The organism is Streptomyces sp. NPDC086147, from assembly GCF_040702165.1.
Classification (GTDB): Bacteria; Actinomycetota; Actinomycetes; order Streptomycetales; family Streptomycetaceae; genus Streptomyces.
The window spans coordinates 364,747-379,241 of the sequence record NZ_JBFBJO010000006.1; the positions used below are offsets into that span (position 1 = coordinate 364,747).

Annotated in this window: 15 protein-coding genes; 8 read left to right on the forward strand and 7 right to left on the reverse strand. The window is 74.1% G+C overall.

Features of this window, described 5'->3' with window-relative positions:
* Positions 1-2 precede the first annotated feature (2 nt).
* Positions 3-656: an NAD(P)H-dependent oxidoreductase gene (locus tag AB0398_RS17065; RefSeq protein ID WP_366375808.1), complete on the reverse strand. Its 654-nt coding sequence runs from the start codon at positions 654-656 to the stop codon at positions 3-5.
* Between the two features lie 336 nt (positions 657-992).
* On the opposite strand from AB0398_RS17065, the gene AB0398_RS17070 reads away from it, so the two are divergent.
* Positions 993-1,523 carry a hypothetical protein gene (locus tag AB0398_RS17070; protein ID WP_366375810.1) on the forward strand — a complete coding sequence of 177 codons (531 nt, stop codon included), beginning with the start codon at positions 993-995 and terminating at the stop codon, positions 1,521-1,523.
* A gap of 122 nt (positions 1,524-1,645) precedes the next feature.
* Positions 1,646-2,263 carry a class F sortase gene (locus tag AB0398_RS17075; protein ID WP_366375811.1) on the forward strand — a complete coding sequence of 206 codons (618 nt, stop codon included), beginning with the start codon at positions 1,646-1,648 and terminating at the stop codon, positions 2,261-2,263.
* Positions 2,264-2,278: 15 nt separating this feature from the next.
* On the opposite strand, the gene AB0398_RS17080 is transcribed toward AB0398_RS17075, so the two are convergent.
* From AB0398_RS17080 to AB0398_RS17090, 3 genes are read right to left on the reverse strand one after another with little or no spacing between them, the layout of a single operon-like run.
* Positions 2,279-3,064 carry a TSUP family transporter gene (locus AB0398_RS17080; protein WP_366375812.1) on the reverse strand — a complete coding sequence of 262 codons (786 nt, stop codon included), beginning with the start codon at positions 3,062-3,064 and terminating at the stop codon, positions 2,279-2,281.
* A 37-nt stretch (positions 3,065-3,101) separates the two neighbouring features.
* Positions 3,102-3,344 carry a hypothetical protein gene (locus AB0398_RS17085; RefSeq protein WP_366375814.1) on the reverse strand — a complete coding sequence of 81 codons (243 nt, stop codon included), beginning with the start codon at positions 3,342-3,344 and terminating at the stop codon, positions 3,102-3,104.
* A complete protein-coding gene (locus AB0398_RS17090) occupies positions 3,337-4,911 on the reverse strand; it encodes a ferric reductase-like transmembrane domain-containing protein (protein WP_366375815.1) in 1,575 nt (524 codons plus the stop codon). The genes AB0398_RS17085 and AB0398_RS17090 overlap by 8 nt, the downstream gene beginning before the upstream one ends.
* A 217-nt stretch (positions 4,912-5,128) precedes the next feature.
* Between AB0398_RS17090 and AB0398_RS17095 the strand changes: the two genes are divergently transcribed.
* From AB0398_RS17095 to AB0398_RS17115, 5 genes are all read left to right on the forward strand, one after another.
* Complete coding sequence (locus AB0398_RS17095) at positions 5,129-6,352, forward strand: FAD-dependent oxidoreductase (protein ID WP_366375817.1); 1,224 nt, start codon at positions 5,129-5,131, stop codon at positions 6,350-6,352.
* A 1-nt stretch (position 6,353) separates the two neighbouring features.
* Positions 6,354-8,885: a nitrite reductase large subunit NirB gene (gene nirB, locus AB0398_RS17100; RefSeq protein WP_366375819.1), complete on the forward strand. Its 2,532-nt coding sequence runs from the start codon at positions 6,354-6,356 to the stop codon at positions 8,883-8,885.
* Positions 8,882-9,232, forward strand: coding sequence for a nitrite reductase small subunit NirD (nirD, locus tag AB0398_RS17105; RefSeq protein ID WP_366375821.1), 351 nt, complete (start codon positions 8,882-8,884; stop codon positions 9,230-9,232). Before nirB ends, nirD begins: the two co-directional genes overlap by 4 nt.
* A 41-nt stretch (positions 9,233-9,273) precedes the next feature.
* Positions 9,274-9,858 carry a helix-turn-helix domain-containing protein gene (locus AB0398_RS17110; protein WP_366375823.1) on the forward strand — a complete coding sequence of 195 codons (585 nt, stop codon included), beginning with the start codon at positions 9,274-9,276 and terminating at the stop codon, positions 9,856-9,858.
* 87 nt (positions 9,859-9,945) lie between these two features.
* Positions 9,946-10,713, forward strand: coding sequence for an SDR family oxidoreductase (locus AB0398_RS17115; protein ID WP_366375825.1), 768 nt, complete (start codon positions 9,946-9,948; stop codon positions 10,711-10,713).
* Between the two features lie 52 nt (positions 10,714-10,765).
* Here the strand turns inward: AB0398_RS17115 and AB0398_RS17120 are convergent, their stop codons facing one another.
* Both AB0398_RS17120 and AB0398_RS17125 read right to left on the reverse strand, forming a co-directional pair.
* A complete protein-coding gene (locus tag AB0398_RS17120) occupies positions 10,766-11,179 on the reverse strand; it encodes a VOC family protein (RefSeq protein WP_366375826.1) in 414 nt (137 codons plus the stop codon).
* A gap of 117 nt (positions 11,180-11,296) precedes the next feature.
* The gene (locus tag AB0398_RS17125; RefSeq protein ID WP_366375828.1) at positions 11,297-11,746 is read right to left on the reverse strand and encodes a group III truncated hemoglobin; all 450 of its coding nucleotides are present in this window, start codon (positions 11,744-11,746) and stop codon (positions 11,297-11,299) included.
* A gap of 265 nt (positions 11,747-12,011) precedes the next feature.
* On the opposite strand from AB0398_RS17125, the gene AB0398_RS17130 reads away from it, so the two are divergent.
* A complete protein-coding gene (locus tag AB0398_RS17130) occupies positions 12,012-13,166 on the forward strand; it encodes an alkaline phosphatase PhoX (protein ID WP_366375830.1) in 1,155 nt (384 codons plus the stop codon).
* Here the strand turns inward: AB0398_RS17130 and AB0398_RS17135 are convergent.
* Positions 13,136-14,161: a winged helix-turn-helix domain-containing protein gene (locus AB0398_RS17135; protein ID WP_366375831.1), complete on the reverse strand. Its 1,026-nt coding sequence runs from the start codon at positions 14,159-14,161 to the stop codon at positions 13,136-13,138. The genes AB0398_RS17130 and AB0398_RS17135 overlap by 31 nt on opposite strands.
* Positions 14,162-14,495: the final 334 nt, after the last annotated feature.

Sequence of the window (14,495 nt, forward strand, 5' to 3'; positions counted from 1 at the left end):
CCTCACGCGCCGTACGGGCGGACGGACTTGGCGTCCCGGAGGGCGTGGGCCCACCAGGCGAGCTGGTCGAGGAGGGCCTTGGCCGCGCCCTCGGGCCCGGCCGGGTCCCGGTGCCGTCCGTCCTCGTCGAACTGCGCGTGGGCGTGCGGGAAGGAGACGGTGTCCCGGACGGTGACGGCGTGCATCTCGGCGAAGACCTGGCGGAGCTGCTCGACGGCCCGCAGGCCGCCGGAGATCCCGCCGTAGGAGACGAAGCCGACGGGCTTGGCCTGCCATTCGGTGTAGTGGCGGTCGATCAGGTTCTTGAGGGCGGCGGGGAAGGAGTGGTTGTACTCGGGGGTGAGGACGACGAAGGCGTCGGCGTCGTCGAGGACCGGGGTGACCTTGGCGAGTTCGGCGCGGACGGCCGGGGAGGGGTCGTACGAGAGGGCGGTGGGGAGGTCGACCTCGGCGAGGTCGACGACCGAGACGGCGAAGTCCTCGCGCTCGGCGAGGCGGGAGAGGAACCAGTCGGCGACGACGGGGGCGAACCGGCCCTCACGGTCGCTGGCGACGACGAGGGCGAGGGAGAGGGGGGCGGGAGGAGCGGAGACGGCGGCGGGATCGGGGCCGGGGGCGGGGGAAACGGCGGGCTGCGTGGAGTCGGTGAGGTCCATGTCGATGATCGTGGTACCTCAAGTTTGGTTGAGGTCAAGCGGCGGTCCGGGGCGGGTGCGGGCGGCTCGGCCCCCCGCCCAGTGAAGAGGGTGCGGACGGCCCGGTCACCCGTTCGGCGCGAGTCCCGACCGGGCGTGTCGAGAGCGGCTCCGACCTGCGGAAACGTCCGGCATCCAGGCGGCGCGCCGTATCGAACGGCCCCATCCTGATGCCCCATCAGCAGGCGGCGGGCGTGCGGCGGCCTTTACCTCGGTCACAGAAGGTCCGGTCCCGGGAAGTCCCTCCCGGGAGGACCGTCCCGGCATGACCGCACGCGCGCTCCGGAGGACCCCATCATGCGCACCACTGCCCGCCTGTTCACCGGTACCGCGCTGACGGTCGCCGCACTCGGGGCGTTCGCCGTCCCGGCGGCGCACGCCGGTGAGGAGTGGAACGAGTCCGAGGGTCGGCACGAGACCCTGGAGGTCTACCCGTCGTCCGCGTCCCCCGGCACCACGGTCACCGTGAACACCCTCGCCTGCGGCAAGAACGGACGCGGCGTCGGCGACGCGAACTCGCTCGGCGCGGGCGACTTCCGCCTGAAGCCGAGCACCCACAAGGAGATCGTGGTGGGGCAGTTCACCGTGCCCCAGCACGCCAGGGCCGGTACCTACGGCATCAGCGTGGCCTGCGACAACGGCAAGACGGCCCGGGGCGACCTGACCGTCACGCACCGGCGTCCCAGCGGCCACGTCCAGACCGGTGTCGGGGGCAGCGTCGGCCCCGACACCGCCCAGGTCGCGGCGGGCGCGGCGGTGCTGGCCGCGACCGCCGTCGGCGGTGCCCTGTTCCTGCGTCGCCGGGCGAGCGGCGCGCGGGGGCACTGAGGCACCGCCCCATCCTGCCCCCGCCGCACGCCCGTACGGGCCCGGCGGGGGCAGGACCACATCCCGGCACGTTCCGGCAGCGCGTCGAGAAGCGGTGCATCGAAGAGACGGAAGGGATCCAGGTGAGCAACAGGAGCAAGGGCTGGGGCATGGCGGTGGCCGCCTGCGTGGGTCTCTGGCTCGTCCAGAACGGCTCGGAGAGCGTCACCCCGCCCGTGCCGTCCGCCGCCCAGGCCTTCGCCGCCGGGCCGAGCGTCCACACCGACGCCGCCGCCGACCCGCTGCCGCCCTCGGCGCCCGTACGGCTGCGCATCCCCGAGACCGACGTGGACACCCCGATGAAGGGGCTGGGCCTGGCGGCGGACGGCACCCTCGAAGTGCCGCCGGCCGGGGACCGGAACCTGGCCGGCTGGTACGAGGGCGGCACCACGCCCGGCGCGAAGGGGACCGCGGTCGTCGCGGGCCACGTCGACAACGCGGACGGGCCCGCCGTCTTCTACACCCTCGGCGCGCTGAAGAAGGGCCACCGGATCGAGGTGGACCGGGAGGACGGGCGCACCGCCGTGTTCACGGTCGACGCGGTCGAGGTGTACGAGAACGACGCCTTCCCGAGCGGCAAGGTCTACGACGAGGCGGACCGGTCCGAGATCCGGGTCATCACCTGCGGCGGCGGGTTCTCGAAGAAGAACGGCTACCAGGGGAACGTGGTCGCCTACGGGCACCTCATCGGAGTGAAGTAGCCCGGCCCCGGCGGCTCACCCCCACTGGTCGAAGGCGAGCTTCGCGACCAGGGAGAAGACCACCACGAGCAGTACGCCCCGGACGAACTCGGCGCCCTTGCTCAGCGCCATCCGGGCGCCGACCGTCCCGCCGACCAGGTTGAAGACCGCCATGACGGCGGCGAGCTGCCAGTACACGGTGCCCTGGTGGGCGAACATCGCGAGGGCGCCCGCGTTGGTGCAGACGTTGACGATCTTGGCGGTGGCGGAGGCGGTCACCAGGTCGAGGTGGAGGACGGCGGTCAGGGCGAGGACCAGGAAGGTGCCGGTGCCCGGCCCGAACAGGCCGTCGTAGAAGCCGATCCCGCCGCCGACGACCACGATCGCGGTCACGATCCTGGCCCGGGTCAGCGGCGCCCGCTCCTCCCCCTCGGCCCGCGCGCCGAAGGAGGGCCGGAGCATCACGAAGGCCGCCACGCCGAGCAGCACCACCATGATCACCGGGCGCAGCACCTCGCTGCTGATCCCGGCGGCGAAGAAGGCGCCGGTCATGGAGCCGGCGAGGGCCGCGAGCCCGATCCGCACCGCCGTCCCGACCCGGACGGGCGCCTTGCGGACGTAGGTGACGGCGGCGCCGGTGGTGCCGACGATCGCGACGGCCTTGTTCGTGCCGAGGATCTGCGCGGCCGGGGCGTGCGGGAGGCCGAGGAGCAGGGCGGGCAGCAGGAGCAGCCCGCCGCCGCCCACCACGGCGTCGATCCAGCCCGCGACGAGAGCGGCGAGGCAGAGCAGGACGAGCGTGGTCAGCGATATCTCGGGCATGGACGTGAGCCTAGGGAGACGGTCGTTGGCCCGTCCATCAATCGCGGGAGAGTTGAGCTACGTCTGAGCTTGCCGCGCCCGGTCCGCGGTCGGGCGGGGGCGGGGCGGCCGGGGTGACGGCGGCGGTGAGCAGGGTCGCGGCGAGCACCCCGGTGCCGAGGAGACCGGCGGCGAGGCGCCGCCGGGCCCACTCGCCCGGGAGGCGCCGGGCGCTGTGCCGGGGGCCGGGGCCGGAGCCGGAGCCGGAGCCGCTACTGAGGTCGGGGCCGGGTCTAGGCACGGTCGAAGTCCTCGCTGTGGATGCGGGAGGCCGGCACCCCGGCCCGGATCAGGGAGGCGGTCGCGGCGCGGGCCATCGCGGGCGGGCCGCACAGGTACACGTCGTGGGCGGCGAGGTCGGGCACGAGGTTGCGCAGGGCCCGGGGCGCGAGCGGGTCGAAGGAGCCGTCCGAGGGGCCGAGGAGGAAGTGGAGGGCGGCCCGCCGTTCGCGGGCGATGGCCTCCAGCTCCTCGCGCAGGACGACGGCGGAGGCGTCCGAGGCGCGGTAGAGGAGGGTCACGTCGCCGGGCCCGCCGGGCAGGGTCTCGAAGAGGGCCCGCAGCGGGGTGATGCCGACCCCGCCCGCGAGCAGCAGCACCTTGCGGCGGGTGCGGCGGTGGGCGGTGAGCGCGCCGAAGGGCCCGGAGGCGAGGACCCGGGTGCCGGGGCGGAGCCGCCGGACGCGGCGGGTGTGGTCGCCGAGCGCCTTGACGGTGATCCGCAGGGTGTCGTCGCGGACGGGCGCGGAGAGCGAGAAGGGCAGGGCGGTGGCCCAGAGGCCGCGCCGCAGGAAGCGCCAGCGGAAGAACTGGCCGGGCTCGGCGCACAGCCGGTCCACTCCCCTGCCCCGGATCAGGACCGAGACGACCCCGGGGCCCTCGTCGCGGACCTCGGCGACCCGCAGGTCGTGGCGGAGGGCGGCGCGGGCGGGGACGACGAGCCGGTACCAGAGGAGGAGGACGGCGACGGTGGCGTGCGCCATGGACCAGAGCCAGCGGGTGAGGAGGCCGTCGGCGACGTCGGGGCCCGCGAGCTGGTGGACGAAGCCGAGCGCGGCGGCGAGCAGCGCGCCGAGGTGGACGGCCCGCCAGGTCTCGTGCCGGAGCCTGCGCCGTACGGAGCGGGCGGAGGTGATCCCGACGGCGACGAGCAGGGCGGTGCCCGCGGCGGCGGCGGCGATCGCCCCGTACGAGAGGAGGTCTCCGGCGGCGGTGACCAGGTCGGCGTGGGTGTGGGCGGCGTGGCCGCAGAGGGCGAGGACGGCGTGGGCGGCGATCAGGCCGAGGACGTACCGGCCGCCGAGGGCGTGCCAACGGGCGAGCCGGTCGGCGCCGACGCCGTGCTCGACGGCCGGGACCCGGGCCATGAGCAGCAGCAGGACGAGGACGCCGTACCCGGCGAGGAGTCCGGTGAGGTGGGCGCCGGACGCGAAGAGGACGTCGAGCCGGGCGGAGGGCCGGGCCTGGAGTCCCCAGAGGAGGCCGACGCCCCCGGCACCGGCGACGATCCCGGCCCGCAGCCGCTCGGGCGCGAGCCGGAGCACGGGGGCGGCGGGCGGAGCCGCGGGCGGGGCGGTGGGCGGCGGGCCCGCGGACCGGGCGCCGGGCCGGACGAGCGGGCCTGCGGACGGGGCGGGCCGGGCGGGTATGTCCGTCGGCCGGGCGGGCGCGTCGACGGGCCGGGCGGGCACGTCGACCGGCCCGGCGACCGGGGCCGGACCCCGGCGTCGGCGGTGGGATCCGGGGGCCCGCGGCGCGGTGAGGGGCGCGAGGGGTACGTAGAGGGGGTGGCTGGCCTCGGTGGTCACGTCCGGCACCCTAGGGGCGCCCGTATACGGGAATCCGCAGCTCAGCCGCGTCTCCGCGATCCTTAAGGCGGCCTTGAGGCGAGGCTGACCACGGGTTAACCCCGACGCCGGTCCGGCGGCCCCTCACAGCGGACGGCGCCGGGAGCGGAGATCAGCGTTCCGTACGGGAAACAGACGGGATGCCGCCGGGTAACACCGGCCGCGCACGCTTCCGGTCATGAGTACACGGATCGTGGTGGTCGGGGGCGGAACGGCGGGCGCCCGGCTCGCCCGGCGCCTGCCCGTCACCCTCCTCGGGGAGGAGCCGCACGCACCGTACAACAGGGTGCTGCTCGCCGACGTCCTCGCCGGGCGGTACGCCCCCGAGGTGATCGCGCTGCCCGGGACCCGCGAGCCGGCCCGGATCGGGACGCGGGCGGTGCGGATCGACCGGGCCGCGCGGACGGTGGAGTGCGCGGACGGCTCGCTCGTCGGCTACGACCGCCTGGTCCTGGCGACGGGCTCCAACCCGGTGCTGCCGCCGCTGCGCGGACTGCGCGGGGCGGCCCTTCCGGCGGGCGTCCACCCCTTCCGCACGCTCGACGACTGCCTGGCGCTGCGCGCGTCGGTACGGCCGGGCGTGCGGGCCGTGGTCGTCGGCGGCGGGCTCCTCGGGGTGTCGGCGGCCCGGGCGCTCGCGGCGCTCGGCGCGGACGTGGTCCTCGCCCAGCAGGGCGAGCGCCTGATGGAGCGCCAGCTCGACGTCCACGCGTCGGCGCTGCTCCGGGAGCACGTCGAGTCCCTCGGGGTCGAGGTGCACACCGAGTGCCGGGTGGGCGGTCTGCGGCAGCGGGACGGGGCGGTCACGGCGGTCGAACTCGCCGACGGCTTCGTGCTGGACGCCGGGGTCGTGGTGCTGGCCTGCGGGGTGCGGCCCCGGGTGGCCCTGGCCCGGGAGGCGGGGCTCGACGTCGCCACCGGGATCGTGGTCGACGACGAGCTGCGGACCTCCGACCCGGCCGTCCACGCGGTGGGCGACTGCGCGGAGCACGCGGGCCGGGTGTACGGGCTCGCGGGCCCGGCGCTCGAACAGGCGGACGCGCTGGCGGAGCTGCTGGCGAGGGAGACCGGGACCGAGGCCTCCGACGCGCCCGCGCCCGTGCCCACGGCCGCCTACACCGGCACCCGCGCCCTCACCCGGCTCACCCTCACCGGCCCGCGCCCGCTCGACCTGGCCGCCTTCGGCGAGGTCACCGCGCGGCCGGGCGACGACACCGTCCAGCTCACCGACCCCACCCGCGGCGCGTACCGCAAGGTCGTCGTCCGGGGCGACCGGCTCGTCGGGGGCGTCCTCCTCGGCGACCTGGCCGCGGTCGGCGCGCTCGCCCGGGCCTGGGAGGGCGACGAAGCCCTCCCGGAGGCCCCCCTGCTCCACCTGCTCACCCACGACGGAGGCTCCTGACATGAGCGCTGACGCTGACACCACCGCGCACACCCCGACGATCGTCCTGGTCGGCCACGGAATGGTCGGCCAGCGGTTCCTGGAGGCGCTCGCCGACCGGGGCCTGACCGGGCGGGCCCGGATCGTGGTCCTCTGCGAGGAGCCGCGCCCGGCCTACGACCGCGTCCAGCTCACCTCGTACTTCTCCGGGAAGACCCCCGACGACCTGTCGATGGTCGGGGCGGGGTTCATGGCGGAGCACGGCATCGAGCTGTACGTGGGCGACGCGGCCGCGTCGGTGGACCGGGAGGCCCGGACGGTCACCGCCCGTTCGGGGCGGGTCTTCGCGTACGACACGCTCGTCCTGGCCACCGGCTCGTACCCCTTCGTCCCGCCGGTGCCCGGCAAGGACGCCCGGGGCTGCTTCGTCTACCGCACGATCGAGGACCTGCTCGCGATCGAGGAGTACGCGAGGACGGCGACGACCGGTGCGGTGGTCGGCGGCGGTCTGCTCGGCCTGGAGGCGGCGGGCGCGCTCAAGGGCCTCGGCCTGGAGACGCACGTGGTGGAGTTCGCGCCGCGTCTGATGCCGGTGCAGGTGGACGAGGGCGGCGGCGCGGCCCTGCTGCGCACGATCGAGCGGATGGGCCTGGGCGTCCACACGGGGACGGGCACGCAGGAGGTCGTGACGGCGGACGGCGCCGTGACGGGCATGAGGCTGTCGGACGGCTCCGAACTGGCCGTGGACATGGTCGTGTTCTCGGCGGGCGTGCGGCCCCGGGACCAGCTCGCCCGGGACTGCGGGCTCGCCGTGGGCGAGCGCGGCGGCATCGCCGTCGACGAGCTGTGCCGGACCTCGGACCCGGCGGTCTTCGCGATCGGCGAGTGCGCGCTCGCGGTCGACGGACGGGTCTACGGCCTGGTGGCGCCGGGCTACGAGATGGCGCAGACGGTGGCGGCGGTCCTCGCGGAGGAGGAGGACCGGGGGTTCACGGGCGCCGACATGTCGACCAAGCTGAAGCTGCTCGGCGTGGACGTGGCGTCCTTCGGCGACGCGCACGGCACGGCCGAGGGCTGCCTCGACGTCGTGTACTCCGACTCCCGCTCGGGCGTCTACAAGAAGCTGGTGGTGGACGGCGAGGGCGTGCTGCTCGGCGGCGTCCTGGTCGGCGACGCCGACTCGTACGGGCTGCTGAGGCCGCTGACCGGCACGGTCCCGCCGGTCTCGCCCGAGCAGCTGGTGCTTCCGGCGGGCGCGGGCGCGCCGGTGGCGCTCGGCCCGTCGGCGCTTCCGGACGACGCGGTGATCTGCTCCTGCCACAACGTCACGAAGCACGCGATCGGCCAGTGCTCCTCGCTCGCCGAGGTGAAGAAGTGCACCAAGGCCGGCACGGGCTGCGGCAGTTGCGTGAAGGTGATCGAGAAGCTGCTGCCGGCCGCCGTCGACAAGGGGCTCTGCGGCTGCTTCTCGTACGGCAGGAGCGAGCTGTACGAGATCGCCCGCACCCTGCGCGTGACCTCGTTCGCCGCGCTGCTCGACTCGCACGGGCGGCCGGAGGCGCGGGGCGGCGAGGGCTGCGAGGTCTGCAAGCCGACCGTGGGCTCGATCCTGGCCTCGCTCAACAACGGCTACATCCTGGACGGCGAGCAGGCCTCCCTCCAGGACACCAACGACCACTTCCTCGCCAACATGCAGCGCAACGGCTCCTACTCGGTCGTGCCGCGCATCCCCGGCGGCGAGATCACTCCGGACAAGCTGATCGTGATCGGCGAGGTGGCCCGCGACTACGGCCTCTACACGAAGATCACGGGCGGCCAGCGGATCGACCTCTTCGGCGCGCGGGTGGACCAGCTCCCGGCGATCTGGACCCGGCTGGTCAACGCGGGCTTCGAGTCGGGGCACGCGTACGGCAAGTCGCTGCGGACCGTGAAGTCCTGCGTCGGGCAGACCTGGTGCCGGTACGGCGTGCAGGACTCGGTGAAGATGGCGATCCAGCTGGAGCTGCGCTACCGGGGGCTGCGCTCGCCGCACAAGCTGAAGTCGGCGGTCTCGGGCTGCGCCCGCGAGTGCGCCGAGGCGCAGTCGAAGGACTTCGGGATCATCGCGACGGCCAGTGGCTGGAACCTGTACGTCGGCGGGAACGGCGGCGCGACCCCGCGCCACGCGGACCTGCTCGCCCAGGACCTGTCGGACGCCGAACTGGTCCGGCTGATCGACCGGTTCCTGATGTTCTACATCCGGACGGCGGACCGCCTGGAGCGGACGTCGACCTGGCTGGAGCGCCTGGAGGGCGGGCTCGACCACCTCAAGGACGTGGTGGTGCACGACTCGCTCGGGCTCTGCGACGAGCTGGAGGCGCTGATGGCGGCGCACGTGGACGCCTACCAGGACGAGTGGGCGCAGACCCTCGACGACCCGGAGCGGCTGCGACGCTTCGTCTCCTTCGTGAACGCCCCGGACGCGCCGGACCCCTCGGTCCGGTTCGTGCCGGAGCGCGACCAGATCAAGCCGGACCTGACGTTCCTCACCCTGGAAGGGGTTGCCTCCCGATGACGACGCTCGAACTGTCCCTCTCCCCCGAGTCCTGGATGGCCGTCTGCGAGGAGGCCCGGCTGACCCCGGGCCGCGGCGTGGCGGCGCTGCTGCCGGACGGCCGGCAGGTGGCGGTCTTCCGGGACCGGCGGGGCCGGACGTACGCGATCGACAACCGCGACCCGTTCACGGGGGCGCAGGTGCTCTCCCGGGGCCTCCTCGGCTCGGCGGACGGGCGCCCGTTCGTGGCCTCGCCGCTCCTGAAGCAGCGGTTCGACCTGGAGACGGGCCGCTGTCTGGACGACGAGGAGGTCGCGGTGGCGGTGTATCCGGTGCGGGCGGTCCAGCTCGATCCGGCGTTCTCCTGAATTACTTGACCGATCGTTCCAGATGGATCTAGGGTCCTGTCGTGGCCAGGACCAAGGAATTCGATCCGGACGCCGCGCTCCGGGCAGCCCTCGAACTGTTCTGGGCGCGCGGCTACGAGGCGACGACGATGGCGGACCTCGTGGAGCACCTCGGGGTGGGCCGCGCCAGCCTCTACGCGACCTTCGGGAACAAGCACGAGCTGTACCTGAAGGCGCTGGACCGGTACACGGAGACCAACGACCCCCGGCTCGTCGAGGAGCTGTCCGCGCCGGGCCCCGCCCTGCCGGCCGTCCGGGCGCTCGTCCGCCGCTTCGCCGCCGAGGCGGCGGCCGACGGGGAGCGCCTGACCGGCTGCTTCGTCACCAACTCGGCGGCGGAGCTGGGGCCGCACGACACGGCGGTGGCCCGCCGGGTCGAGCTGAGCTGGGAGCAGCTGGAGACGCTGCTGCACGCGGCGCTCGCGCGGGCCCGCGCCGGGGGCGAGCTCCCGGCCGGCCGCGATCCGCGCGCGCTGGCCCGGATGCTCCTGGTCCTGCTCCAGGGCGTCCGGGTGGTCGGCAAGGCGTCGAGCGACCCGGCCAGGGTGCGGGACGCGGCGGAACAGGCGCTGACCCTGCTGGACTGAACGATCCGGGGACGGGCACCCGCGAGGGTGCCCCTTTCTTCGGCCCTCATATTGGAACGTACGGTCAAAAACAAAGGGAGACACTCCATGACCGCCGCACGCTTCACCGACCGCGTCGTCCTCGTCACCGGGGCCGGTTCCGGCCTCGGCCGGGCCGTCGCGCTCGCCTTCGCCGCCGAGGGCGCGAAGGTCGTCGCCGCCGGGCGCACGGCGGAGACCCTGGAGGAGACGGCGGCCCTGATCGGGGCCGCCGGGGGCACGGCCGCGGCGGTCACCGCCGACGTGACCGACGCCGCCTCCACCCGGGAGCTGGTCCGGCGCACGGTCGAGCTCTTCGGCGGCCTGGACGTCGCGGTGAACAACGCGGGGGTGTTCCGGGGCGGCGGCCACAGTGCCGCCGACCTCCCGCTGGAGGATTGGCAGGCCCTGCTCGACGTCAACGTCACGGGGGTCCTGCACGCGCTCCAGGCCGAGGTGGCGCACATGCGGGCGCACGGCGGCGGGGCGATCGTGAACGTCTCGTCCAACCTGGGCGCGCACGTCCGGATCCCCGGTGTCTTCGGCTACCAGGTCTCCAAGGCGGCCGTGTCGGCGCTCACCCGGGCCGCGGCCCTGGACCACGTCGGCGACGGGATCCGGATCAACGCGGTCAGTCCGGGGGCGTCGGAGTCCACGATGTCGCTGCGGCCCGGCGAGACCGAGGCCGAGCGGGAGGTCCGGATGAAGGAGGAGTCGCCGCTCGGCCGGATCTCGTCCGCCGCGGAGGTGGCGGCGGCGGTCCTCTACCTCGCCTCGGACGCGGCCGGCTCCGCCGTCGGCACCGACCTGGTGATCGACGGCGGGGTGGCGGCCTGAGTCTCCGTCCGCCGGATCAGCCCTGGCAGCGGCGGGGTCCATCCGTCCGGGCTCAGCCCTGGTCGGCGGCCGGGTCCATCCAGAAGACCTCCCAGTGGTGGCCGTCCAGGTCGGTGAAGGAGCGCCCGTACATGAAGCCCATGTCCATGGGCTCCTTCGCCGGCGTGCCACCGGCGGCGAGGGCCGCGTCGGCCAGCTCGTCCGCCTTCTCGCGGCTCTCGGCGCTCAGCGTGATGAGCACCTCGGTGGCCTTCGTGGCGTCGGAGATCTCCTTGCCCGGGGCGGTGAACTCCTTGAACTTCTTCTCGGTGAGCAGCATCGCGAAGATCGTGTCGCTGATGACGAGACAGGCGGCGGTGTCGTCGCTGAACTGCGGGTTGAAGGAGTAGCCGAGCTTCTCGAAGAAGGCCTTGCTGGCATCGAGGTCCTTCACGGGCAGGTTCACGAAGATCATCTGCGGAGCCATGGCGTTCTCTCTTCCTCGGTCGTCCGGCCCGCTCGGTGCGTTCCGGCGCTTTCGAGAGGTAGGACGGGGGCGCCGCCCGAAACTCATCGCCGCTCCGGAAAGGATTTTTTGTCGGGGTCAGGCCGCGGTGCGCAGCCGGAGGGCCGCGAGGGGCACGAACCCTCCGCCCCCGCCCCGGGTGGACGCCTCGGGCCCGGCGAGCCGCCGCAGCATGGCCAGGGCGATCCGCTCGCCCTGCGCCTTGGCCCGCTCGGCCAGCGGCCCCTCGTGGAGGCCGTCGACGGTGGCGCGCCAGAGCTGCACCCACCGCCCGAAGTGGGCGGCGGTGAGCGGCCGGGCGGAGTGGAGCGCGGCGTGCGGGGCGAAGGCGTCCCGCCCGTAGGAGGCGGTACGGAACAGGGCCCGCTCCCAGAAGTCGGTGATCCCCGGCAGATGGGCCTCCAGATCGGTGCCCGCGACCTCCGTGAAGAAGGGCCCGACGAGCGGATCGGCGAAGGCCTCGGCGTAGAAGCGGCGCAGCAGCGCGTCGAGGTCGGCGCGGTCACTGATGTCCCGGGTGGCAGGCATGCCCCCCAGTCTCCCCCGGCCCGGCCGGCCTCCCCAGTGCCGAAGGTCCCTTCCGGAGGTACGCGGGGGCCGGGGTCCGCGCCGGGGCTCCGCCCGGCAGCCGCCCCCTCCCCCACCCTCCCCCATACCCCCGCCCCACACCCGCCGCCTCCCCTTCACCGCTCGTTGACGCCCCGTCAACTCCCCGCTCCTAGGTTGCGGAGACGCGCGACCCCGTCGCCGACCGGTGCGACGGGGCATTCACCATCCTTCTCGGGAGTGAGACGTGGAGCGACGCGGTTTCCTGCGCGGAGCGGTCATCGGTACCTCGGCCGCCGCCTTCGGCGGCAGCCTGTGGCACGGGGCGGCCTTCGCCGCCCCGGCCCAGCCCGGCGCGGGCCCCTACGGGGCGCTCGGCCCGGCGGACGCGAACGGCATCCAGCTTCCGGCCGGGTTCACCAGCCGGGTGATCGCCCGGTCCGGCCAGACGGTCACCGGCACCTCGTACACCTGGCACAGCGCTCCCGACGGCGGCGCCTGCTTCGTCGACGGCACCGGCTGGATCTACGTCTCGAACTCGGAGGTCAACCCGAGCGGCGGCGCGAGCGCGGTGCGGTTCAACGCGTCGGGCACGATCACCGGCGCGTACCGCATCCTCTCCGGCACCCGGCAGAACTGCGCGGGCGGCGCCACCCCGTGGAACACCTGGCTGTCCTGCGAGGAGGTGTCCCTCGGCTACGTCTACGAGTCGAACCCGTGGGGCGGCACGGCCTACCGCCGGGACGCGATGGGCCGCTTCAAGCACGAGGCGGCGGCGGCCGACCCGGTCCGCAGGGCGGTCTACCTGACCGAGGACGAGACGGACGGCTGCTTCTACCGCTTCCTGCCCACCACCTGGGGCAACCTCTCCTCCGGCACCCTCCAGGTCTTCAAGGCGTCCACGGCCACCTCCGGCAGCTTCACCTGGCAGAACGTGCCGGACCCGGACGGCTCCCCGACCGTCACGCGCAACCAGGTCTCCGGCGCCAAGCGCTTCAACGGCGGCGAGGGCTGCTACTACGCGAACGACACCGTCTGGTTCACCACCAAGGGCGACAACCGGGTCTGGCAGGTCAACCTGGCCGCCGGCACGTACGAGCTGGCCTACGACGACTCGCTGGTCTCCGGCGGCGCCCCGCTCACCGGCGTCGACAACGTCACCGGCACCTCCTCCGGCGACCTGTACGTCGCCGAGGACGGCGGCAACATGGAGATCTGCGTCATCACCCCGGACGACGTCGTCGCCCCGTTCCTGCGGATCAACGGCCAGTCCGGCTCGGAGATCACCGGACCGGCCTTCTCGCCCGACGGCAGGCGGCTGTACTTCTCCAGCCAGCGGGGCACGAGCGGCAGCTCCTCGGGCGGCATCACCTACGAGGTGACGGGTCCGTTCCGCGCGTAGCAGCGCAGCTCCACCTTCTTCTGCTGGGCGCCGCCGAGGAGGGCGGCGCCCAGTGGCGTCAGGGTGTGCAGGACCGCGTTGCCGTGGCGCAGGGTCGCGATGAGCCCGGCCTCGCGCAGGACGCCGGCGTGCTGGCTGGCCGAGGCGAGCGACACCCCGGCGCGGCGCGCGAGTTCGCTGGTCGTGCCGCCGTCGCCGATGGCGTGCAGCACCGTCGAGCGGGTCTGGCCGACGAGCTTGGCGAGCGAGGAGCCGCCCGGCGCGCGGACGGTCGGCGCCTCGCCGTGGGTGACGGGGTAGACGAGGACCGGCGGCAGCGCGGGGTCGCGCAGCACGACGGGCGTCCCCCGGCAGAAGTACGAGGGCTGGAGCAGCAGTCCGCGCCCGTCGAGGTACACGTCCCGGTCCACCGGGTAGTCGGCCTCCAGGACGGGCGCGCGCCAGCGCAGCATCGGCGGCAGCGAGGCGAGGAGTTCCTCGGCGCCGCCGTCCAGGAGGGCCCGGCCGCGGCGGGCCCGGTCGGCCTCGACGCGGGCCAGGATGTGCGGCCAGTAGGGCTCGACGACGGCCCGGTGGTAGCCGCGCAGCGCCCCCACGAGCCGGTCGAAGGGCTCCGGTCCCCCGTCGGCGAGGGCACGCAGCGAGTGGGGCACGGTCCGTCCGCCGGAGCGGTCGGCGGCGAGGAGCGAGAGCTCTCCGCGCAGCCGTCCGGGGTCGGTCGCGCGGATCGCCTGGAGGCCCTCGTCGAGGCCGTGGACGCCCTCGGCGGGCGTCAGGAAGTCGGGGAAATATCCCCTGCCGGGGACGAGGGCGGCGAGGAGGCGGGTCTCACCGCCGAGCCGTGCCCGGGCCTCCGCCCGCCATTCTCCGTAGACGACGGGGCCGCGCCGGTCCCTTAAACGGTGAAAGCTCAGAATCGTTTCCCACAGAACATCCGGCCGGGCCGCCGTCCGCACCCCCGCCAAGTCGTTTCCGGTGAAATGAATCCGCAGCATGAGGTCCCCACCTGTGCACTCGCAACCACCCCCGACGTCGAGTATGCACAGCATCACTGCACGTTACCAGGGTGTTTCAGCCACAGTTGAAAAGCATCGCGGCGAACGGGGCGGAACCGAAAAGCTGTACGGGTCGGGCAGGAAACCTTCTGGACCGAGGTGACGTGGTGAAGACCGTGGGGGGCTTTGCCCGTCCGGCGGCGGTCGGCGAGGGTTGCGGCTCACCTGCCCGGCATCGGTAAAGGGCGCGGCCTCCGGGTGGGGATCCGGGGGTCGCGCCCGCCCCGTTCTTTGCGGCGCGGAAACAGGAAAGTTCAATGGCCAATAATTCGAT